We start from the raw sequence: 21,582 nt of genomic DNA on the forward strand, positions 1-21,582 counted from the left end.
TTATAGAACTATACGTAAAAGAACTTGGAGATATCTAAGTTCTTTTTTATCTCGCTATTTGCCGGGCAGTAAGACCCCCACCTCAAAATTCAGCGGAAGCAAAGAAGTTAGGTGGGGGATTAACTGTCCGTAAAAGCCCGATTGGTGAGGGATGATTAAAGTTTCACTTTATTTGTTTCAAATTTGTGAAAGAAAGCCATATTGATTGAAATTAAATTTTTTATACTCTATCATATACCCATACAGGTATAGGTTTTTGTTTAATGCATGAGGAAATCAAATAATAAATAACATGGAGGTTTGAAATATGTCTAGAAAAATTGTTGTAGTAGGCGGAGTTGCTGGCGGGGCATCAGTAGCTGCAAGGCTTCGTCGTTTAAGTGAAGAAGATGAAATTATTATGGTGGAGCGCGGTGAATATATTTCATTTGCAAATTGTGGCTTACCATACTATATTGGCGGTGTTATTACAGAAAGACAAAAGTTATTAGTACAAACTGTTGAAAGAATGTCAAAGCGCTTTAATCTAGATATACGTGTATTGAGTGAAGTAGTAAAGATTAATAAAGAAGAGAAAACAATTACGATAAAGAATGTAACTACAAATGAAACATACAACGAGGAATATGATATTTTAATTCTTTCACCAGGGGCAAAACCAATTGTTCCACCTATTCCGGGTATTGAAGAAGCGAAGGCGATGTTTACGTTACGAAATGTACCTGATACAGATTGTATAAAAGCGTATATTGATGAGAAGAAACCACGTCATGCGACGGTTATTGGTGGCGGATTTATTGGAGTGGAAATGGTTGAAAACTTAAGAGAACGAGGAATTGATGTTACTCTTGTAGAGATGGCGAATCAAGTAATGCCACCAATCGATTATGAAATGGCAGCATACGTACATGAACATATGAGAAATCACAATGTTGAGCTTGTTTTAGAAGACGGTGTAGATGCGTTAGAAGAGCACGGGACTGTTGTACGTTTAAAAAGTGGTTCAATCATAAAGACAGATATGATTATTTTAGCAATTGGTGTGCAACCAGAGAGTAGTTTAGCGAAGGATGCAGGGTTAGCACTAGGAGTTAAAGGAACGATAAAGGTAGATGAGCGTTTTCAAACGTCGGACCCGCACATATATGCAATTGGTGATGCGATTGAAGTGAAAGATTTTGTTACAGAAACAGAGACAATGATTCCTTTAGCGTGGCCAGCTAATCGTCAAGGTCGCATGTTAGCAGATATTATTCATGGCCATACAGATTCTTTATATAAAGGTACGATGGGAACTTCTGTAGCTAAAGTTTTTGATTTAACAGTTGCTTCGACTGGAGTAAATGAGAAAATATTAAAACGATTAAATATACCCTATGAGGTAGTACATGTACAGGCGAATTCGCATGCAGGATATTATCCGAATGCTACGCCAGTGCTAATAAAATTAATTTTTAATAAAGAAAGCGGAAAAATGTATGGGGCGCAGGCGTTAGGGCGTGACGGTGTAGATAAACGTATTGATGTTATCGCAACGGCAATGAAGGCAAACTTAACTGTAATCGATTTGCCGGATTTAGAATTATCATATGCCCCGCCCTATTCTTCTGCAAAAGACCCAGTAAACATGGTGGGGTATGCAGCAAGTAATATAGTAGATGGTTTCGTGGACACAGTACAATGGCATGAAATAGATCGTATTGTTGAAAATGGTGGGTATCTTATTGATGTTCGAGAGCCGAATGAACTCAAACAAGGAATGATGAAAGGTTCTATTAATATTCCGTTAGATGAATTACGTGATCGATTGGATGAAGTGCCAATGGACAAAGAAATATATATCACTTGCCAACTTGGTATGAGAGGGTATGTTGCAGCGCGCATGTTAATGGAAAAAGGATATAAGGTAAAGAACTTAGATGGTGGCTTTAAATTATACGGAACAGTAGTACCAGAACGTGTTGTATATTAATATTTTTTCATCTTCCACTTCAAAATTTGGTGGAAGATGAAAGCCTATATAGTAAGGTTTCACTTCTTGTTTTGTGAACATATAAGATAAATATTAAAAATAGGGGTTTACAAAATACCCTATAGGGTATAATATATTGTCATAGGTTATAAATAGTGACATAATGGTAATGAGGTGATTATAGGATGGAATATAATCAAGATATGAAAAATAGATTGAAACGTATTGAAGGTCAAGTTCGTGGTGTACTTCGTATGATGGAAGAAGGAAAAGATTGCCGAGAGGTTATTACACAGTTAACGGCATCTCGTTCTGCACTTGATCGTACAATTGGACTTGTTGTTGGGACAAATTTAGAGCAATGTTTGCGTGAGCAGTTTGAAAGCGGTAATGCTTCAAATGAAGAGTTAATTAAAGAAGCTGTTCAATTACTTGTAAAAAGCCGATAATCTGTCAGACATAATTGTTGACAGATTTTCAAAAACATTTCAATATACCCCTACAGGTATATGTATATAAATTATGGAGGAATCGACTATGAATATAAAAGTGGATATGAGTTTAGATTGTAAAGGGTTGGCTTGTCCGATGCCGATTGTGAAAACGAAGAAGGCGATAGAAGGATTAGCACCAGGGCAAGTGATTGAAGTTCAGGCAACAGATAAAGGATCTACGGTAGATATAAAAAGTTGGGCGGGTAAAGTAGGACATCAATATATCGGGACGAAACACGAGGATAATGTATTGGTGCATTATGTTAGGAAAGCAAACGAGCATGAAGTGAATGAAATTGTGAAATATCCTCATACAATTACGAATGCTGAATTGGAAGAGATAGTATTAAGTGGTGAAGAGTGTATTATAGTAGATGTTCGTGAAGCGGCGGAATTCGCTTTTGGTCATATTCCATCGGCTATTTCAGTTCCATTAGGCGAACTTGGTAGTGCGGAATTAGATCAGACGAAGCAAATTTACGTCGTTTGTCGAACTGGTAACCGTAGTGATGTAGCTTGTCACATGTTGAAAGAGAAAGGTTATGCAAATGTGAAAAATGTCATCCCAGGCATGTTAGAGTGGAAAGGGAATGTGGAAAAATAAAATTTTTTAAATAAAAATATACCTACGGGGGTAATGAGATGAATGTTAAAGCATTACAAGCAAAAGATGTTGCAGAGAAAGTTTTATTCGGAGAGTTGTTTATTTTAGATGTTCGTAATGAGGCGGATTATGAAGGTTGGAAAATTGAAGGAAAAGAAGTTACTTCAATGAATGTGCCGTACTTTGATTTATTAGAGGGTGTAGATCGTATTGTCAGTGAACTACCTAAAGATAAAGATGTTTTAGTAGTATGTGCAAAAGAAGGGTCTTCTATATTTGTAGCAGAGCAATTAACAGAGGCTGGATTAGAAAATATTTACTATTTATCTGGTGGTATGAAGGCTTGGAGTGAATATGTAAAGCCTATAAAAGTGGGAGATTTAAAAGATGGCGGAAGTATGTATCAGTTTAACCGTCTTGGAAAAGGTTGCTTATCATATATGGTTATTTCAAACGGTGAAGCAGCAGTTATTGATGCAGTAAGAACAGTTGAAGCGTACGAAGAGTTTGCGAAAGAGCATGGCGTTACGATTACGAATGTAATGGATACACATTTACATGCAGACCATATTTCTGGCGGACGTAAGTTAGCGGAAAAAGTAGGTGGTACGTATTGGTTACCGCCAAAAGATGCAGAGGAAGTTGTGTTCTCATATAAACCACTTGTTGAAGGATCTGTTATTACGGTGGGGGGTACTGAAATTGAAATTGATGCATTATACTCACCGGGGCATACGATTGGAAGTACGTCATTTATTGTAGATGATTCCTATTTATTATCAGGTGATATTTTATTTGTAGATTCAATTGGACGTCCAGACCTTGCTGGGAAAGCTGAAGATTGGGTAAGTGATTTACGTACTACTTTGTATAGCAGATATAAAGAACTATCTCAAAACTTAGTTGTGTTACCGGCTCATTATTCAAAAATAAGTGAAATGGACGAGAGTGGTATTGTTAGTACTAAATTAAAAGATTTATTTGCGTATAATGCAGGATTAAATATTGAGGATGAGGGAGAGTTTCGTAAAGTTGTAACGGAGAATTTACCACCTCAACCGAATGCATATCAAGAAATTCGTCAAACAAATATGGGGCGATTAAATCCAAGTCAAGACGAAGAGCGTGAAATGGAGATTGGTCCAAACCGTTGTGCTGTTCATAATTAATTCGATTTCAAATGTAATAAAAATAGGAGGTATATAAGATGAAAGTGAAAGAAGTATTAGATGTAAAAGGATTAGCATGTCCAATGCCAATTGTAAGAACGAAGAAGGCAATGGAAGCATTACAATCGGGGGAAGTGTTAAAGTACACTTAACAGATAAAGGTGCGATTAAAGATATTCCAGCATGGTCACAAAAAGGCGGTCATGAGGTGTTAAAGCATACAGAAGAAGAAGGCGAATTAAAGTTCTGGATTAAGAAAGCTTAATTATAAAAATAGGAGGCAAACAAGATGAAAGTGAAAGAAGTATTAGATGTAAAAGGATTAGCATGTCCAATGCCAATTGTAAAAACAAAGAAAGCAATGGAAGCATTACAATCGGGGGGAAGTGTTAGAAGTACACTTAACAGATAAAGGTGCGATTAAAGATATTCCAGCATGGTCACAAAAAGGCGGTCATGAAGTGTTAAAACACACGGAAGAATCTGGTGAATTAAAGTTCTGGATCAAGAAAGCATAGCGGTTCAATAATAAGTGGAAGATTACATCCTCTGCTTATTATTGAAAGTAAAGAGGATAATCATATATGTCTTATATAGTTATATCTCTAATAGTATCGATGCTAGGAAGTTTAGTAAAACGTTACATTCCGGTTTTAAATGTTGCATATATTTCGTTAGAACAAGTAAGGAAAATGGAAAGTGTTGTTGTAGATGTACGCAATTATACAGAGAGTCACAGTGATAACACTTCTAGAATTATGTGTATACCGTATGCGTATTTAAAACGGTATTATCATGAAATACCAAATAAGCCTTTGCATCTTATTGTTCATAATAAAGTGGATCGGAATTTAAGTGTTCGTTTTTTAAGAAAGAAAGGGTTCCATATTCAAAGCTATAGTATATATTTGGACGGGAAAAAGGCATAGAAGGAGTTTAAATAGTTTTATGGATGTAAAGACAATATTGAATGTAATCTTAATTGTACTTGTATCGTGGTTTATTATTTCTCGCTTCTTACCAGTTAGAGGAGTAAAAAATATTTCAGGAAAAGATTTAAAACGTATGATGGGGCAAAAGAATAAACAATTTATCGATGTACGTACAGTAGGTGAGTATAGAGGGAATCATATGAAAGGGTTTCAAAATATCCCACTAAATGAGTTAGCGAGTAAGGCAAATCAGTTAGATAAAAATAAGGAAGTAATTGTTATTTGTCAGAGCGGGATGAGAAGTAAGCAAGCAGCAAAGGTATTAAAGAAATTAGGATTTCAGCACGTTATCAATGTTTCAGGCGGTATGAATGGTTTGTGAGGAGGGAATTTAAAATGAAAGAAATGACAGTAAAAGAATTGGAAGAAAAATTGTTACGTAAAGAAGCAGTAAATATCGTGGACGTACGTGAAGTAGAAGAAGTAGCCGAAGGGAAAATTCCAGAAGCGTGTAATATTCCACTAGGACTATTAGAGTTTCGTATGCATGAGTTGGATAAAAAGAAAGAGTATATTATCGTTTGTCGTTCTGGCGGAAGAAGTGCACGAGCAGTTCAGTTTTTAGAGAGCTACGGTTTTCAAGCAATTAATATGGTAGGTGGTATGTTAGCATGGGAAGGTAAAGTCGTATAGTACAGAGATACATGATTTGAACCTTTTTATAAATGATGAAATACCCCTATAGGTAATCGGAGGGAGAACAACATGGAACAACAGAAGAAAACAACAATCGTTTTATTTAGCGGAGATTATGATAAAGCAATGGCTGCTTATATTATTGCAAATGGTGCAGCGGCGTATGATCAAGAGGTAACTATTTTTCATACTTTTTGGGGATTAAATGCTTTAAGGAAAGATGAGCATGTGAAGGTAAAGAAACCTTTTATAGAAAAATTGTTTGGAAAAATGATGCCACGCGGTGCGGATAAGATGGGATTATCAAAAATGAATTTTGCAGGTATGGGACCAAAGATGATTAAAGGTATTATGAAAAAACATAATGCGATGCCTTTACCAGATTTAATCGATTTGGCGAAAGAACAGGGGATTAAACTTGTCGCTTGTCAAATGACAGTAGATTTATTAGGGTTAAAAGAGGAAGAGATTATGGAAGGGGTAGAGTTTGCAGGAGTAGGAGCTTATTTAGCAGATGCTTCGGATGGAAATGTAAACTTATTCATTTAATTCATCTTCTTTCTAGAAGGGAGGGGATGTAAGATGAGCTTAGTCGTATTACTTTTTATAATTGGATTTATAGGATCGTTTATATCAGGAATGGTTGGAATTGGCGGTGCGATTATTAATTATCCGATGATCTTATACATTCCGGTATTGCTAGGATTTTCTGGCTATACATCACATGAAGTGAGCGGTATTACAGCGGTGCAAGTATTCTTTGCAACTTTTGCAGGGGCATGGGCCTATCGGAAAAGTAATGATATGGATAAAACGCTAGTTGTATATATGGGAGCTAGTATATTAATAGGAAGTTTCATAGGGAGTTTTGGTGCTAACGTATTAGCGGAACATACGGTCAATGTTGTTTATGCAGCTTTAGCCACAATTGCTGCTATTATGATGTTTGTACCGAAGAAAAATAATAGCGGAGCAGTTCATTATAATAAATGGTTAGCAAGTTTGTTAGCATTTATTGTAGGAGGTGTTTCCGGTATTATTGGGGCTGGCGGTGCATTTCTTTTAGTTCCTATTATGCTAGTTATTTTAAAATTGCCGTTACGTACAACAATAGCAACATCTATCGCTATTACGTTTATTTCCTCAATAGGGATTACGACTGGAAAAGTGATAACTGGGCAAGTAGTTGTAATTCCAGCTCTTATTATTGCGATTGCAAGTATCTTTGCTGCGCCGCTTGGAGCGCGAGTTGGGAAGAAAATCAATCAAAAAGCGCTGCAATATATGTTATCGATTTTGATTGTAGGTACAGCTATTAAGATGTGGATTGATATGATATCGAAGTAAAAGGATGGCGCTGCTTGCAGCCCATCCTTTTATTTACGCCCAAATCACTTTCATTAAGTTTTTATATTCGTCATTCGCTAATTTATATAGCATTCTCGTATGTTCAAAGACAAGTGCTGGATTAAAGTTTGGTTCTGAGAATGCAAGAGATGTTGAAATATCAATTGCATTTTGCTTATTTAATGTGAATTTTGCAAAGCGATAAGATGTATTTAATTCATTAATGAGATGTAAAATATCATTTGTTGATGTTGCATCAGGCACGTGAGCAACATTGAAGCAGTATATATCCACCGTAGGATGTTCGTTTTGGAAAGCAGCGATAAGTTGAATTTTTGCGCCAGCTTCTGTCTCTAATCCTACTGAAAAATGAACAGAGCCATCATTTTCATCTATATTTTCTTCCATGTATATATCGTTGGATTTTAAGTAGTCTTTAAAATCTGAGATGTTATGTTTTACTGCAGCTTTCATATGTATGAGCCCCCTGATAATTGGAATAGATTGCTACTATTTATTATAATTTAAAAATATTGAAAAAGATAGTTAGAAAGTTCTGATTTTTGATTCTGACGAAATAAAAAGAAGCAGTACTCTACCTCCATAGAGTACTGCTTCTTTACTATTCATTGTCGTTAGACGATGTTTCTGTATCTTCACTGCTATTTTTGTTCTTATTTTTCACTTCATTGTTACTTGATTCGCGCTCACTTGAATTTTCAGACTTAGATTCTTTTGTCTTTTTCGAATCAGAGTCTGAGCCAGACTTTGTATATGCAGGTAGCCCAAGATGAGTACGAAGTTCATTTGTAACATTAGCTAATTCTTTTTTATCTGGATTGTAGTAGTAAGTTCGACCACCACCAGCAGATTTGCTACAAGTATCGTCACCTTTTGCCATATAGCAATCATCACCTTGGATTTGTAATTTCTCAATTTCCGAATCCGATCCATATTTATAGAATGAAAGCATATCATCAAATGTTAAGTTTGTAACGAATTGTCCGTTAATATCATCAATGATGTTACCAACTTTTGTTACAGAACCAACACTTGTTAGTTTCTTTAAAATAGCCTCGATAACGAGTTGTTGACGTTGTCCACGCATGGCATCACTATCGATGTGTCTTGTTCTAGCAAGAGCAAGAGCTTCTTCGCCATTTAGCTTTTGAACACCTTTTTCTAGGTGAATAGCCTCAGCATTATCATTGCTATCTTGCTCAGTAAATTCAACTGGTACATCAACTTCAACACCGCCCAAGTCATCGACGATTTTTATAAATGATTTAAAGTTGAATTTTACAAAATAATCGACAGGAACATTCATTAATTTTTCAACTGCATCAATGCTTGCTTGTGGTCCACCATTTTTTCCGTTTTTAGCAGAACCGAATGCATGAGCGTGTGTAATTTTATCTTTTTTCTTTTCTATTGGAATATAAGTATATGTGTCACGTGGGATACTTAATAGTTTAACAGTTTTGCTATCTTTATTAAATGTTGCAAGCAAAAGGGCGTCTGTTCTTATAGCTTCACCATATTCTTTTCCTCGGACATCGCTTTCATCAACACCCATTATTAAAACAGAGACGTTATTTGTAATAGGTTTTACAGCTTTATCTCGTAAATCAGATTTATCACCGCGTGCTAAATCGTGTGCGGCATTGCGAACAGCAGAAGATGCTTTATTTACTAAAAACCAAGTATAACCGCCGCCTATTAATAAAACGAATAGTATAGCGCTTATAATAATTTTTATTTTTTTCTTATTTTTTTTCGGTTTATTGCGTGTATTTTCTTGCAAAGATGGGTTTTGCTCCATTTCCTGTACTCCTTCATTTGGATTGAAATACGACACTCATATCCACTTATTATAATGAAATTTAGCGAAAAAAAACATTACAAAACATTTACATTTCGTAAAAATTCAATATATTTATAAAAAGTCAGATTTTCTATATATTATTTTTCAGATGTAGAATAAGTATAAGGGCTTTTAGTAGAAATGAAAATATATATTATGAGAAAGTGATAGGGAAGTAAGATTTGTTGAAATATAGCCAAGAAGAAACGAGTAGGTTTACTAAGTTTTTTTATATAATAAAGAAGAACTTTACGGATAAAGGAGAGAGCATAATGAATCATACATCATTCCGAGCAATTGTTGTGAACGAAACAAAAAGTAAGCAGTTTGTAAGAAACGTTGTAGCGAGAGAAGTAAGTAGTTTACCTGAAGGAGACGTGTTAATACAGGTTCATTATTCTTCATTAAATTATAAAGATGCTCTTTCAGCTACTGGTAATAAAGGTGTTACGAGAACATATCCTCATACGCCAGGAATTGATGCTGCAGGAGAAGTTGTGAGTAGTGAAGATAACTCTTTTAAGGCAGGAGATCAAGTTATTGTAACGGGATATGACTTAGGTATGAATACCTCTGGTGGTTTCGGAGAATATATTCGCGTGCCATCATCTTGGGTCGTGCCTTTACCAGAAGGAATGTCATTAAAGGAAAGTATGATGTATGGGACAGCAGGTTTTACTGCGGCTTTGTCGGTATATAAGCTTATTGGAGCAGGAATCAAGCCTAATATGGGAGATGTTTTAGTAACGGGTGCTACAGGCGGCGTAGGGAGTGTAGCTGTTAGTATATTAAGTAAGTTAGGGTTTAACGTAGTAGGAGCGACAGGGAAAATGGAAGAGGAAGATATGCTACTACGTCTAGGAGCGAAAAAAGTGATTCATCGCGCGGAATTGAATGATGGATCAGGAAGACCGATGTTAAAAGGGATATACGCCGGAGTTATTGATACTGTAGGTGGACGTATGTTAGAAACAGCTTTAAAAACAGTAAAGTATGGTGGTTGTGTAACGACATGCGGTAATGTGGCAGGCCAGGAATTACAAACAACGGTATATCCGTTTATTTTACGAGGCATAAGCCTTTTAGGGATAGATTCTGTGCAATGTCCAGCAGATGTGAGAAGTGATGTGTGGACGCTCTTAGCAAATGAATGGAGTAATAAAGAGTTAAGATCTTATACAGGAGAATGTACATTAGAAGAATTAGAGGAGAAGTTTACACTTATATTGCAAGGAAAGTTAAAAGGAAGAACAGTTGTTAAAATATAATAAGAAAGAGACGCTTACGTTAGCGTCTCTTTCTTATTATAATGATTGTTTTAAATTGATTTTTCCTTGTTCACCTAAAACACCGTCAGCGATATTTACAGCGTGATCGCCAATGCGCTCTAAGTTACTTACCATATCGACGAAGATGATACTTGCATCACCTGAACAGCTGCGTTCGTTTAGACGTAATACGTGACGTTTACGAAGAACACGTTCCATTTGGTCGATTTTGCGTTCTTTAGCAATAACAGTTTGAGCTAGTTCAGTATCGAAGTTTGTTAAAGCTTCAACTGAGTCTTGTAGTGTTGAAATCGTTAATTCCAGCATTTCATTTAATTCAGCTAATGCTTCGTCTGATAGTGAAACACGGTTTGAAATTTGGAAATCTACAAGTTCTACAAGGTTTTCTACATGATCACCGACACGTTCAATATCTCCAACAACACCTGCTAAAACGGAATGTTTTTCAGAATCCGTAGGCGAAAGCGGCTTTTCTGATAGTAAAACTAAATACTCGGTAATTTTTTTATCTAAATTGTTAATAGCTCCTTCTAATTGAGTAGCCATGTCAGCGTGTTTTTTGTCTTGTGTATTTAAAAATTGGTTTGCTTCTTTTAATCCATGTAATGAAAACTCAGCCATACGGATAATTTCTTTTTGAGCTTCTGTTAAAGCGATAGCTGGAGATTGCTCAATAAAAATTGGGTTTAAATGCTGCGGTTTGAAATCAATAGCAGAATCTTCGCCGCGAATAAGTTTTGTTACAATCCATGCTAATACAGCGATGAATGGGAATTGAATAACTGCATTTGTTATGTTAAATGTTCCGTGTGCAAATGCAATTGTCATTTCTGGATTTAAGTTTAATGATTTTTGGAAATATTGAATTAAGCTTGTAAATGGTACTAATAAAATCGTAAATATAATTGTACCGACGATATTAAAGATAACGTGAACTAATGCTGCACGTCTTGCGGCAATAGAAGTACCGATTGCTGCTAATACAGCTGTAATTGTTGTACCGATGTTATCACCAAATAATACAGGAAGGGCAGCTTGTAAATCGATTGCACCTTGACCGAATAGTTCTTGTAAAATGCCGATAGTTGCACTTGAACTTTGTACAATTAAAGTAAAGACTGTACCGACAACAACTCCTAAAATTGGGTTATCACTCATACTAACCGTTAATTCTTGGAATGATTCTAAAGAGCGAAGAGGTTTCATACCTGTACTCATTAATTCCAAACCGAAGAATAACATACCAAAGCCGAATATAACTTGACCTAAAGAATGTACTTTTTTATTTTTAAAGAAGAATAATAAGATAGCTCCAACTGCCATAATTGGGAGAGCGTATTCTCCGATTTTAATTCCGATAATAAATGCAGTAACTGTCGTACCGATGTTTGCACCCATAATAACACCGATTGCTTGTCTTAATGTCATAAATCCTGCACTTACAAGTCCGACTGTTAAAGCGGTTGTTCCTGAACTGGATTGGATTAATACCGTAACTAACATACCTGCTAGTACACCCATGAGTGGGTTTGTTGTAAAACGATCTAGAATATCACGAAGACGATCTCCAGCTGCTTGTTGCAGTCCATCGCCCATGTATTTAATCCCGAATAAGAAAATACCTAATCCACCAATGAACTGGAAGATCATATCTTGAACATTATATTCCACGCATTCAACTCCTTAAATTTCATGTACGATGTAATTATTAACTGAACCTTGAGTCACTGTAAACGGTTTGCTAGTAAAATTTACACTAAATTTACAAAGGGTAGAAAAGTTTACAATACCTTAAAGAAACAGCTGTATTTTATTGGTTTTCATCTTGTATAAATCTTAATTTTGTAGATAAATCACACTCTTTAGAATAGTATTTTTCATTTGAATATCAAGGAAAGCGTCTGCGAGTTCATCGTATATTTTTTGATGAAAGTTAAAAAAATATGTAGGAAAATGCATGTAGTTTTATAACAGTAACATGAGGGGAAACAATTCTTTTAACACGATAAAAAAGCCACTGAATTATCCAGCAGCTTTTTCCTTGTTTTTACCGCTACGCTTTTGTTTTCTTATGCTTGTAATGTAAATGAAGAGAAAAGCAATAAGTAATAGAGAGGAGTAACGATATACAGTTGCATAGTTTGTAAAGTGAGCAATAAATCCAAAAATAATCGCTCCAGCGCCGATTCCAAGGTCAAATGCGGAGAAGAATGTAGCAGTTGCTACACCGCGTCGATGCGGTGCTACGCGGCCAATCATCCATGCTTGTAGTGCAGGTTGGATCGCTCCAAAACCACTTCCGTAACATGCTGCAGCAATAATTAAGCTCGGGATTGTCGTCGTATACGACAATAAAATAATGCCTGTAAACGTTATAATAACTCCCGGAATGATGACGAATGTATGGCCTTTCGCATCATATAGCTTTCCAGAGAATGGACGAGTCACAGCGATTGCTAATGCGTTACATAAAAAGAAGAGACTAATATCAGCTATGCCGACTTCTGTAGCAAATAGTGTGATAAAACTTCCGATTCCTCCGTACATTAATGTAATACATAATATTAATAATGAAGGAAGTAAAGCTTTACGCTCAATAAATCCATCGAGAAAAGTACTAGATGATTGTTGTGGAGGCTGTTTCGATTTTTGGATTTGAAGTAGTTTCGTTAATATTAATGAAACAATTGTGCACGATAATGCACATAAAAAAAGAATTGTGAAGTTATATGTTTGCATAAGCCATAGTCCGATAAGTGGTCCGAGGGCCATTGCAATTGTTCCAGAAAGGCCAAAATATCCCATGCCTTCTCCGCGGCGAGCTGAGGGAATTAAATCAGAAACGACAGTTCCATATGTAGTCGTTGTAATACCGAAACCAGCTCCGTGTAAAATACGAACAGCAAGCAAGAGAAAGATAGTTGAGGCGAAAAGGTAACTGCCCATAGCGAGTAAACAGATAGCAGTACCGATCATTAAAATGATTTTTTTATTGAATTTTTGCAAGGCGTTCCCAGTTAGCGGTCTAACAAAAAGTGCCGCAACGGTAAACATGCCGACAACAAATCCGATATTGGAACTTGTGCCACCAATTTCTTTCACATAAACAGGTAAGGTTGGAATTAACATTTGAAACCCTAAAAACATACATAAGTTTGCAAAAATTAAAGCAACAAACTCTTTTGTCCATAACGGTTCTCGTTTTACGAGTATTGCTTCTCCCATATATTCATCCCCTATATAAAGTTTTCTCTTTTCTTTCGAGTATATGTATTGGCCAATGCAACAGTCAAGGAAGGTGTCTTGAAAACGGATAACAATTTTTAAGATGAAAAACTGACAAATTTGTGTAAAAGCTACACAACTATGAAAAAAAGATGTAAAGTATAGATGTATAGACTTGTAGGTGTTAAGAATGATAGAAATTGTTTTTTCTTTAAAGAAAGCGGATTTAAAAGAGTAGTGAACAAGAAGGGGATATATACTTTTTCACTACATATATTTGAAAGGGTTTACAATATGATGAAGAAAGAGGCGTGTACATATGAGACGATTAGGTATTTCTATTTATCCAGAACATTCAACAGTAGAGAAAGATAAGGAGTATTTAACATTAGCAAGTAAATATGGATTTACACGTGTGTTCACATGTTTATTATCTGTGGATGGAGAAAAAGAGAAAATTATAGAAGAATTTAAAGAAACGATCTCTCATGCGAATGCATTAGGGTTCCAAGTATTAGTTGATATTAGTCCATCTGTTTTTGAACAATTAGGTATTTCGTATAATGATTTATCATTCTTCCATGAATTAGGTGCGTACGGTATTCGTTTAGATGTCGGTTTCTCAGGATTAGAAGAATCAATTATGACTTATAATCCGTATGGTTTGAAAATTGAGATTAATATGAGCAATGGTACGAAGTATGTAGATAACATTATGAGTCATAGACCAAATCGTGAAAATTTAATTGGTTGTCATAATTTTTATCCGCATCGTTATTCAGGGTTATCATACGATCATTTCATTAAATGCTCGAAACAATTTAAAGATTACGGTATGAGAACGGCAGCTTTTATTTCATCATTTGATGCAACATACGGACCTTGGCCAGTAACAGAAGGGTTATGTACATTAGAGCAGCATCGTGAATTACCGATGACAACACAGGCGAAGCATTTATTTGCGACTGAATTAATTGATGATGTTATTATTGCAAACGCATATGCGTCAGAAGAAGAATTACAAGCACTAGGTGCATTAAATAAAGAGAAGCAAACATTTGATATAGAACTATATGATACAACGACAAAACTAGAAAGAATTATCGTATTAGACGAACCACATTTTTATCGCGGAGATGTATCTGAATATATGATTCGTTCTACACAAAGTCGTGTGAAATATAAAAAAGAAGAATTTAAACCTCATAATACGCGCGAAATTAAGCGTGGAGATTTATTAATTGATAATGAACAATATGGCCAGTATAAAGGTGAATTACAAATTGCATTAAAAGATATGGTGAATACAGGAAAAACAAATGTAGTTGGTCGAATTGTAGAAGAAGAGATTTTCTTACTAGACTATTTACAAGCATGGGATAAATTCGGATTCACATTAAAGAAATAGAGAGAATATAAAGAGCGAGAGGAAGAGCTATGACAAAGGTGCATCAGCGATTAATTTCTATTTTAGAGGAATTTTTAGAAGAGAAATCGATGTTAAATCGAGCTTTTTTAGTTGGTCGTTTACATGTATCAACGAAGACGATTCAAAAAGATATAAAATTATTAAATGATATATTGGAAGAAAACGGAGCGAAAATCGAATCGCAAAGAGGGAATGGGTACGAATTAGAAATTATACAAAAGAAGAGATTTGAAGACTTTTGTGTGAGTCTATTTCAAAAACAGATGGAAAAGATCCCAACTTCTTATGAAGAAAGAATAGCGTACATTCTGCAGCGTGTTTTAATGATAGAGGGATATGTGAAGCTTTCAGAATTAGCGGAAGAGATGTATGTGAGCAAATCAACGGTCAATTTAATTATGAAAGATGTTACAGATATATGTGGTTGCTATGAATTACAAATTGAGAAGAGACCGTATTATGGTATACGTATTGTTGGAGAGGAATTTAATATTCGTTCTTGTTTATCACAATATGGTTTACCGCGTTATGACCATACTCCGTTTCATGAGCAATTTGAGCAGACGGAGACATATTTATCGCTACCTCATATATCACTCATTCGTTCAATTATATTAAAGTATATTGAAGGCGGAACAATATATTTATCTGATATAGAAATTGATAATTTAGTCATTCATATTGCAATCGCATTAAAGCGTTGTCAAAGTCAACATTATATAAAAGGACTGCATGCGGAGCAATCAGAACTTATACTAAAGAAAGAATATACAATTGCGAAGCAGATTTTAGGAGATTTAGAGAAAGAGTTGAAATTTTCATTTCCAGAAGAAGAAGTATTATATGTGACGATGCATTTATTAAGTACTGCTGTTACAACGAGAGATCGCTATGAAAATGTAGAAGAGCTATTAGGGAAAGATATATATGCATTTATGCAACATATTCTTTTTAAAGTAGCGGAAGAACGGAATCTTATTTTTTATTATGATGAAGAATTATTATTTGGATTTGGTATTCATTTAAAAACGTTATTAAATCGTTTGAAGTATAAGCTAAATACGAGAAATCCTCTTTTGGCAGAAGTGAAAAAGAATTATCCGTATGCTTTTGAAATTGCTGTTCTCGTTGGAGATATCATTGGTGAATATACGGGTGAATCGATCCCTGAAAGTGAAATTGGTTATATTGCAATTCACTTCGGCGGAGCGATGAGCCGTTTGCAGGAGCAAAATCAAAAGAAAAGATGCTTATTAGTTTGTGCGACTGGTCAAGGAAGTGCACAACTATTAAAATATAAAATTTTATCACAGTTCCGAGATAAATTAGAGATTGTAGGTATTACAGGCTATTATCAATTGAAAGTAGAAGATCTTTATAAAGAAAAAATAGATTGTATTATTAGTACGATTCATATACCGAGTGGCTTGCCTGTTCCAGTTATAAAAGTGAATTCAATATTTGATGATAAAGAGATTAAATCGATTGGTCAGCGATTGTTTACGCATGTGAATACTAGTGTGCAGCCTTATATTAAGGAAGATTTAATCTTTTTAAATCATAATGCTTCTACGAAAGAGGATGTTATTCAGTTTTTATGTGAAAAAGCTGCTGAGAAACGCTATGTACCAAAAAACTTTTATGCTTCTGTTATGGAGAGAGAAAATACGTCTCCGACAGCGGTTGGGAATTCAGTTGCGATTCCGCATCCGATGCAGTTATTAAGTGAGGAAACTTTTTTGATGTTTTGCACACTTGAAAAGGCTGTTGATTGGGGAGATAAAAAAGTACAAGTAATTATTTTATTTAGTGTAAAGCGCAATAATAATGAAGATTTGCAAAGGCTTTATGATTTTTTATATGATATTATGTCTAGTCAAACTACGATAGAGAAACTTACTCAGACTGAGGTAATTGAAGATTTTCAAGAAATTTTATTATCATTTTGAAAAAGTATATAAAAACTTCCGTTACATAACGGAAGTTTTTTATGTTTAATTGTATGCGTTTTCATAATAAGATAAAAATATAGAAAACATATAGCTTGGGGGAATTTAAAATGGCTGATATGCAAACTCCATTTGCGTTAATTTTACATGGTGGTAATGCGAGAAGCTCGGCGCTTGAAGCAATTGCTTTTGCAAGACAAGGAGATTTCGGGAATGCCGGTGAAAAGATGAAACTTGCTAGTGAAGAGATTTCAGCAGCTCATCGCATTCAAACAGACTTAATTCAAGAAGAAGCAAGAGGAAATCATGCAGAAATCAGTTTACTGTTAGTGCATGCACAAGATCATTTAATGAATGCAATTACAGTGAAAGAACTTGCTGAAGAATTTATTACTCTTCATAAACGAGTAGAAGAGAAAGTGACAGTATAAGATGTACATTTTATTATGTTGTGCAGCAGGCATGTCAACGAGTATGGTTGTAAGAAAAATGCAAGAAGAGGCAAAGAAACAAGGGAAGGATTATAAAATTAAAGCGGTTGATTCAGAACTTGTGAAACTGGAAATAAAAAATGCTGATGTTGTTTTAATCGGACCACAAGTGAAGTATTTGTTTCCAGCGGTACAGTTTCTTGCGAAGTCATACGATATACCGGTTGCAATAATAGAACAAAGAGATTATGGCATGTGTGACGGTTTAAAAGTACTGAAACAAGCAGAACAATTAGTTTTAGCATAATTATATTTTTTTAAATATAAACATTATAATGTTATAACTTTTTATTCTTACGTAGTAAAGAGAAAGAGGAGGGGTATTGATGAATGGTTTTATGAGTTTTATGGAACAAAAGATTATGCCAACAACGCAAAAGATTGCAGGACAACGACATTTATTAGCAATTCGAAACGGAGTTATTTCTACATTGCCGTTAACGATTGTCGGATCATTTTTCGTTATCTTTTTAAATTTACCAATTGATGCATATATGGAATGGATTGCACCATTTCGCCATATTTTAGATATTCCATTCCGGTTTACAGTAGGTTTAATGGCGTTATACGCAGCATTTGGGGTAGGAGCTTCACTCGCAAACTTTTATCAGCTCAATCAGTTAAGTGCAGGGTTATTATCTGTACTCGCCTTTTTACTAGCATCAGTTGAACCAATTCAAATTACGAAAGCTGTACCAGGTGTTATTGATGCAGGTAGATATATTTCAGTAGGAACATTAAGTGCAACGTCTTTATTTGGCGCAATTGTTACAGCATTAATTGCAGTAGAAATTTATCATTTTATGATTAAGCATAATATCTCGATTAAATTACCAGATAGTGTACCACCAGCAGTTTCAAATTCGTTTGCAGCATTAATTCCAACATTAGCAGTTATTCTTTTATTCTGGGGCATTCGCTACGGTTTGAAATTTGATGTGAATACAACGATCACATATTTAATCGCACCATTAAAATCAGTATTAGTAGGAAATAATTTATTCGGTGGTTTATTAACAGTATTCTTAATCGTGTTTTTCTGGTCATTCGGTATACATGGACCAGCGATTTTAGGACCAATTATTCGTCCGATGTGGGATTCAGCAATTCTTGAAAATATGGAAGTATTCACGGCTACAGGAAATGCACATCAGTTACCAAACTTATTTACAGAGCAGTTCATTCAATGGTTCGTATGGATTGGTGGATCAGGATCAACGTTAGCTTTAGTTATTATGTTTATGTTCTCTAAATCTAAGTTCTTAAAAGAGTTAGGTAGATTATCATTCGTGCCAGGCTTATTCAATATTAACGAACCAATTATTTTCGGTGCACCAATTGTAATGAACCCAATCTTAATTATTCCATTCGTTATTACACCGTTAGTGACAACGACGGTATCATATTTCGCAGTTGTTTCAGGTATGATTCCACTTATGATGGCAAAACTGCCATTTACGATGTTAGCACCAATTGCAGCGGTGATTAGTACGGACTGGACAATTATGGCTGGTGTACTTGTACTTGTTAACTTTGTTATCTCGTTCGTTATTTACTATCCATTCTTCAAAATGTATGAGAAACAACAATTAGCAGGAGAGGAGAAAACAGAATGCTCGGAGTAATTATCATCTTAATTACATTCGTGGTCGGACAGTGTATTGCTCATTATTCGAAATGGGTACAAAGTAAATCTTTATTAGTGTTACTACTAGTATCAGTTTTATTTATCGGTTGTTCAATGGGTGCATATGTAATGTTAGGATTGCAATCATCGTACGTAATTATTGTACCGACAATTTTATGTGCAACGTGTTTATCTGCAAAATATAGATTTACGAGCATGGCATTAATACAACGTGTGAAGGAGATGCAAAAGCATGGAGCGTAAATTAGGAATTTCACTTTACCCAGAACATTCAACGAAAGAAAAAGATATGGCTTATATTTCCGCAGCGGCACGACACGGTTTTTCAAGAATATTTACTTGTTTGTTATCTGTGAATCGTCCGAAAGAAGAAATTGTAGCTGAATTTAAAGAGATTATCAATCACGCAAAAGATAACAATATGGAAGTTATTTTAGATGTAGCTCCGGCTGTGTTTGATCAGCTTGGTATTAGTTATAGCGATTTATCATTCTTCGCGGAGTTAGGCGCAGACGGTATTCGTTTAGATGTAGGCTTCGACGGGTTAACTGAAGCGAAAATGACGAATAATCCGTACGGTTTAAACATTGAGTTAAATGTAAGTAACGATATTGCGTACTTAGAAAATATTCTTTCGCATCAAGCGAATAAATCAGCTTTAATTGGTTGCCATAATTTTTATCCGCAAAAATTCACTGGTCTTCCGTACGATTATTTCATTCGCTGCAGTGAACGCTTTAAAAAGCATGGTATTCGCAGTGCAGCTTTTATTACATCACATGCTGCAAACATCGGTCCATGGGATATTAACGACGGATTATGTACGTTAGAAGAGCATCGTAATTTACCAATTGAAGTACAAGCGAAGCATTTATGGGCAACAGGGCTAATCGATGATGTCATTATCGGAAATGCTTATGCGAGTGAGGAAGAGTTAGAAAAACTAGGAAACTTAAATCGCTACATGTTACAGCTAAAAGTGCACTTTGTAGACGAAGCGACTGAAGTAGAGAAGAGAGCTACGCTGCAAGAATTACACGTAAGGCGCGGCGACATAACAGAGTATATGGTACGTTCTACAGAAGTACGTAAAAAGTACAAAGATTATGACTTCCCAGTGCGTGAAAGTGTGCTGCAGGAAAGAGGGCAAGTTGTAATTGGAAACAATTCATTTGGTAAGTATAAAGGTGAACTGCAAATCATTCTGAAAGAAATGCCGATAGATGAACGGAAAAATATTGTCGGTACAATTGCGGAAGAGGAGTTATTCTTACTAGATTATGTAGGAGCTTGGACGCAGTTTACTTGTGTAGAATAGAGAAGAGAAGGAGAGGATGCTGTGGCATCCTCTTTTTTCTGTTGAAATGAAAGTCTATCATATATAGAATGCAAAGAGATAGATTTAATTTGGACGGGAGAGAAGGAGATGGAAGGGTATATAGATAGTTTATTAAGGCGGATGGCTGATGAGGATACAGAGGTTAGACATCGTGCTTATGATGAAGCAAAAGAGCTAGATGACCTATTAACGTTTCCTTATTTACAGCAGAAGGTAACCAAAGCAAAAAAAATATCTATGAAGAAAGATATGTATTATGTAATGACGAAACTTGCTATTAATACGAAAGAGATCAGTATTGCTGATTATCTTATAGATTGTTTGGAATGTGAACAAAACCCGACTTTGTTAAGTGAACTGCTTAGTAATATTTATACATTGCCAGAAGTAAGTGATACAAATAAAATTATTCCGTATATTTACCATAAAAACGATAGTGTTCGTTATTGGGCTATTTCTTCCTTAAAGTTATGTAAATCATTAGAAGCGGAGAGTGCTTTACTAAAGTTGCTAGATACTCAAGAAAATAAAGATGAGATTACACATATTTGTTATACATTGTTTGAGATTGGAACGAAGCAATCGATTCTGCCGTTAACAAAGCTTTTATATAGTAATAGTGCCTATGTTCGTTCAACTGTTATTGAGGTGTTAGCAAAAATAGGGGGATCGGACTTACAAATAGTTTATATTGAAGCTTTACAGGATAGAAATGTGATGGTGAAATATGAAGCTGTTCGAGCTATTTATACGTATGGCGACGAAATGGCAATGAGACCAATTTGCGAACGTGTGAATAAAATTGTTGCTAGAAGACGGAAAAATGAAGCAGAGCCTACGGATGAAGCAGAGATTATCATTGCTCTTCGTTTCTTACATAAGTTTGCTAATCATGAAGAAGTTTTAAAGATATTTGATAAAGTGTATAAAAAACGTGGAAACTTGTTTATGTCGGAGAGGAAGTGGCTTCGAGACAATATTACTTACTTTCAAGAGAAAGAAAGAATGTAAGAATCATAAAAAAAGAGCCAGCCTCAACGATGAGTGGTATTATCCCCTATAGGTAGACAGTAAAAAAAGAGTCCATCTGATATGATGGACTCAATACTGTTTTATCTGGAGGGGATTTTTTTA

General features: G+C 35.2%; 22 protein-coding genes and 2 pseudogenes. 20 read left to right on the forward strand and 4 right to left on the reverse strand.

What is annotated here, in order from left to right; all coding sequences use genetic code 11:
- Nucleotides 1-307: 307 nt before the first annotated feature.
- The 11 genes and pseudogenes from cdr to MR169_RS15875 all read left to right on the forward strand — a co-directional run bounded on the left by cdr (nucleotide 308) and on the right by MR169_RS15875 (nucleotide 7,214).
- Nucleotides 308-1,972, forward strand: a complete 1,665-nt coding sequence (gene cdr / locus MR169_RS15820) for a CoA-disulfide reductase (protein ID WP_242319645.1) — start codon at nucleotides 308-310, stop codon at nucleotides 1,970-1,972.
- A 185-nt stretch (nucleotides 1,973-2,157) separates the two neighbouring features.
- Nucleotides 2,158-2,421, forward strand: coding sequence for a metal-sensitive transcriptional regulator (locus tag MR169_RS15825; protein WP_000456205.1), 264 nt, complete (start codon nucleotides 2,158-2,160; stop codon nucleotides 2,419-2,421).
- 73 nt (nucleotides 2,422-2,494) lie between these two features.
- Nucleotides 2,495-3,070, forward strand: a complete 576-nt coding sequence (locus tag MR169_RS15830; protein WP_001999122.1) for a sulfurtransferase TusA family protein — start codon at nucleotides 2,495-2,497, stop codon at nucleotides 3,068-3,070.
- A gap of 38 nt (nucleotides 3,071-3,108) precedes the next feature.
- Nucleotides 3,109-4,239, forward strand: coding sequence for an MBL fold metallo-hydrolase (locus MR169_RS15835; protein ID WP_242319646.1), 1,131 nt, complete (start codon nucleotides 3,109-3,111; stop codon nucleotides 4,237-4,239).
- Between the two features lie 110 nt (nucleotides 4,240-4,349).
- Nucleotides 4,350-4,504 (forward strand): annotated as a pseudogene (locus tag MR169_RS15840) (sulfurtransferase TusA family protein).
- Between the two features lie 24 nt (nucleotides 4,505-4,528).
- Nucleotides 4,529-4,757: pseudogene (locus tag MR169_RS15850) on the forward strand (sulfurtransferase TusA family protein).
- 66 nt (nucleotides 4,758-4,823) lie between these two features.
- A complete protein-coding gene (locus tag MR169_RS15855; protein WP_000120509.1) occupies nucleotides 4,824-5,168 on the forward strand; it encodes a hypothetical protein in 345 nt (114 codons plus the stop codon).
- Between the two features lie 19 nt (nucleotides 5,169-5,187).
- The gene (locus tag MR169_RS15860) at nucleotides 5,188-5,553 is read left to right on the forward strand and encodes a rhodanese-like domain-containing protein (RefSeq protein WP_000382694.1); all 366 of its coding nucleotides are present in this window, start codon (nucleotides 5,188-5,190) and stop codon (nucleotides 5,551-5,553) included.
- Nucleotides 5,554-5,567: 14 nt separating this feature from the next.
- A complete protein-coding gene (locus MR169_RS15865) occupies nucleotides 5,568-5,864 on the forward strand; it encodes a rhodanese-like domain-containing protein (RefSeq protein ID WP_000661816.1) in 297 nt (98 codons plus the stop codon).
- Between the two features lie 72 nt (nucleotides 5,865-5,936).
- Nucleotides 5,937-6,416, forward strand: coding sequence for a DsrE/DsrF/DrsH-like family protein (locus MR169_RS15870; protein ID WP_242319648.1), 480 nt, complete (start codon nucleotides 5,937-5,939; stop codon nucleotides 6,414-6,416).
- A gap of 33 nt (nucleotides 6,417-6,449) precedes the next feature.
- A complete protein-coding gene (locus MR169_RS15875; protein WP_000060713.1) occupies nucleotides 6,450-7,214 on the forward strand; it encodes a sulfite exporter TauE/SafE family protein in 765 nt (254 codons plus the stop codon).
- A gap of 33 nt (nucleotides 7,215-7,247) precedes the next feature.
- Here the strand turns inward: MR169_RS15875 and MR169_RS15880 are convergent, their stop codons facing one another.
- Complete coding sequence (locus MR169_RS15880) at nucleotides 7,248-7,688, reverse strand: YbjN domain-containing protein (RefSeq protein ID WP_000642360.1); 441 nt, start codon at nucleotides 7,686-7,688, stop codon at nucleotides 7,248-7,250.
- Nucleotides 7,689-7,836: 148 nt separating this feature from the next.
- The gene (locus tag MR169_RS15885; protein ID WP_000437393.1) at nucleotides 7,837-9,036 is read right to left on the reverse strand and encodes an LCP family protein; all 1,200 of its coding nucleotides are present in this window, start codon (nucleotides 9,034-9,036) and stop codon (nucleotides 7,837-7,839) included.
- A 314-nt stretch (nucleotides 9,037-9,350) separates the two neighbouring features.
- Here MR169_RS15885 and MR169_RS15890 point away from each other — a divergent pair, with 314 nt between their 5' ends.
- Complete coding sequence (locus tag MR169_RS15890) at nucleotides 9,351-10,346, forward strand: YhdH/YhfP family quinone oxidoreductase (RefSeq protein ID WP_086391551.1); 996 nt, start codon at nucleotides 9,351-9,353, stop codon at nucleotides 10,344-10,346.
- A 36-nt stretch (nucleotides 10,347-10,382) separates the two neighbouring features.
- On the opposite strand, the gene MR169_RS15895 is transcribed toward MR169_RS15890, so the two are convergent.
- Together MR169_RS15895 and MR169_RS15900 are read right to left on the reverse strand one after the other, a co-directional pair.
- Entirely contained in the window at nucleotides 10,383-12,038 is a 1,656-nt protein-coding gene (locus tag MR169_RS15895; RefSeq protein ID WP_109140906.1) for a Na/Pi cotransporter family protein, read from the reverse strand.
- 351 nt (nucleotides 12,039-12,389) lie between these two features.
- On the reverse strand, nucleotides 12,390-13,592 hold the full coding sequence (locus MR169_RS15900) for an MFS transporter (RefSeq protein ID WP_242319649.1): 1,203 nt from the start codon (nucleotides 13,590-13,592) through the stop codon (nucleotides 12,390-12,392).
- Nucleotides 13,593-13,911: 319 nt separating this feature from the next.
- Here MR169_RS15900 and MR169_RS15905 point away from each other — a divergent pair, with 319 nt between their 5' ends.
- The 8 genes from MR169_RS15905 to MR169_RS15940 all read left to right on the forward strand — a co-directional run bounded on the left by MR169_RS15905 (nucleotide 13,912) and on the right by MR169_RS15940 (nucleotide 21,459).
- Complete coding sequence (locus MR169_RS15905) at nucleotides 13,912-15,000, forward strand: DUF871 domain-containing protein (protein ID WP_016117200.1); 1,089 nt, start codon at nucleotides 13,912-13,914, stop codon at nucleotides 14,998-15,000.
- A gap of 29 nt (nucleotides 15,001-15,029) precedes the next feature.
- Entirely contained in the window at nucleotides 15,030-16,970 is a 1,941-nt protein-coding gene (locus MR169_RS15910; protein ID WP_242319650.1) for a BglG family transcription antiterminator, read from the forward strand.
- 110 nt (nucleotides 16,971-17,080) lie between these two features.
- Nucleotides 17,081-17,401: a PTS lactose/cellobiose transporter subunit IIA gene (locus MR169_RS15915; protein WP_242319651.1), complete on the forward strand. Its 321-nt coding sequence runs from the start codon at nucleotides 17,081-17,083 to the stop codon at nucleotides 17,399-17,401.
- Nucleotide 17,402: 1 nt separating this feature from the next.
- The gene (locus tag MR169_RS15920) at nucleotides 17,403-17,708 is read left to right on the forward strand and encodes a PTS sugar transporter subunit IIB (RefSeq protein ID WP_000275638.1); all 306 of its coding nucleotides are present in this window, start codon (nucleotides 17,403-17,405) and stop codon (nucleotides 17,706-17,708) included.
- A gap of 79 nt (nucleotides 17,709-17,787) precedes the next feature.
- Nucleotides 17,788-19,086 (forward strand): PTS sugar transporter subunit IIC, encoded by a 1,299-nt coding sequence (locus tag MR169_RS15925; protein WP_242319652.1) that lies wholly within the window; start codon nucleotides 17,788-17,790, stop codon nucleotides 19,084-19,086.
- A complete protein-coding gene (locus tag MR169_RS15930) occupies nucleotides 19,074-19,352 on the forward strand; it encodes a hypothetical protein (RefSeq protein WP_242319653.1) in 279 nt (92 codons plus the stop codon). The genes MR169_RS15925 and MR169_RS15930 overlap by 13 nt, the downstream gene beginning before the upstream one ends.
- Nucleotides 19,342-20,427 (forward strand): DUF871 domain-containing protein, encoded by a 1,086-nt coding sequence (locus tag MR169_RS15935; RefSeq protein ID WP_000440061.1) that lies wholly within the window; start codon nucleotides 19,342-19,344, stop codon nucleotides 20,425-20,427. The genes MR169_RS15930 and MR169_RS15935 overlap by 11 nt, the downstream gene beginning before the upstream one ends.
- A 108-nt stretch (nucleotides 20,428-20,535) precedes the next feature.
- Nucleotides 20,536-21,459, forward strand: a complete 924-nt coding sequence (locus MR169_RS15940) for a HEAT repeat domain-containing protein (RefSeq protein WP_061664789.1) — start codon at nucleotides 20,536-20,538, stop codon at nucleotides 21,457-21,459.
- Nucleotides 21,460-21,582: the final 123 nt, after the last annotated feature.

The organism is Bacillus cereus group sp. BfR-BA-01349, assembly GCF_022663795.1.
Taxonomy (GTDB): Bacteria; Bacillota; Bacilli; order Bacillales; family Bacillaceae_G; genus Bacillus_A; species Bacillus_A cereus.

Coding starts and splice junctions, on each gene's coding strand:
- cdr (WP_242319645.1), top strand. CDS start 308: ATGTCTAGAAAAATTGTTGTAGTAGGCGGAGTTGCTGGCGGGGCATCA.
- MR169_RS15825 (WP_000456205.1), top strand. CDS start 2,158: ATGGAATATAATCAAGATATGAAAAATAGATTGAAACGTATTGAAGGT.
- MR169_RS15830 (WP_001999122.1), top strand. CDS start 2,495: ATGGAGGAATCGACTATGAATATAAAAGTGGATATGAGTTTAGATTGT.
- MR169_RS15835 (WP_242319646.1), top strand. CDS start 3,109: ATGAATGTTAAAGCATTACAAGCAAAAGATGTTGCAGAGAAAGTTTTA.
- MR169_RS15855 (WP_000120509.1), top strand. CDS start 4,824: ATGTCTTATATAGTTATATCTCTAATAGTATCGATGCTAGGAAGTTTA.
- MR169_RS15860 (WP_000382694.1), top strand. CDS start 5,188: ATGGATGTAAAGACAATATTGAATGTAATCTTAATTGTACTTGTATCG.
- MR169_RS15865 (WP_000661816.1), top strand. CDS start 5,568: ATGAAAGAAATGACAGTAAAAGAATTGGAAGAAAAATTGTTACGTAAA.
- MR169_RS15870 (WP_242319648.1), top strand. CDS start 5,937: ATGGAACAACAGAAGAAAACAACAATCGTTTTATTTAGCGGAGATTAT.
- MR169_RS15875 (WP_000060713.1), top strand. CDS start 6,450: ATGAGCTTAGTCGTATTACTTTTTATAATTGGATTTATAGGATCGTTT.
- MR169_RS15880 (WP_000642360.1), bottom strand. CDS start 7,688: ATGAAAGCTGCAGTAAAACATAACATCTCAGATTTTAAAGACTACTTA.
- MR169_RS15885 (WP_000437393.1), bottom strand. CDS start 9,036: ATGGAGCAAAACCCATCTTTGCAAGAAAATACACGCAATAAACCGAAA.
- MR169_RS15890 (WP_086391551.1), top strand. CDS start 9,351: ATGAATCATACATCATTCCGAGCAATTGTTGTGAACGAAACAAAAAGT.
- MR169_RS15900 (WP_242319649.1), bottom strand. CDS start 13,592: ATGGGAGAAGCAATACTCGTAAAACGAGAACCGTTATGGACAAAAGAG.
- MR169_RS15905 (WP_016117200.1), top strand. CDS start 13,912: ATGAGACGATTAGGTATTTCTATTTATCCAGAACATTCAACAGTAGAG.
- MR169_RS15910 (WP_242319650.1), top strand. CDS start 15,030: ATGACAAAGGTGCATCAGCGATTAATTTCTATTTTAGAGGAATTTTTA.
- MR169_RS15915 (WP_242319651.1), top strand. CDS start 17,081: ATGGCTGATATGCAAACTCCATTTGCGTTAATTTTACATGGTGGTAAT.
- MR169_RS15920 (WP_000275638.1), top strand. CDS start 17,403: ATGTACATTTTATTATGTTGTGCAGCAGGCATGTCAACGAGTATGGTT.
- MR169_RS15925 (WP_242319652.1), top strand. CDS start 17,788: ATGAATGGTTTTATGAGTTTTATGGAACAAAAGATTATGCCAACAACG.
- MR169_RS15930 (WP_242319653.1), top strand. CDS start 19,074: ATGCTCGGAGTAATTATCATCTTAATTACATTCGTGGTCGGACAGTGT.
- MR169_RS15935 (WP_000440061.1), top strand. CDS start 19,342: ATGGAGCGTAAATTAGGAATTTCACTTTACCCAGAACATTCAACGAAA.
- MR169_RS15940 (WP_061664789.1), top strand. CDS start 20,536: ATGGAAGGGTATATAGATAGTTTATTAAGGCGGATGGCTGATGAGGAT.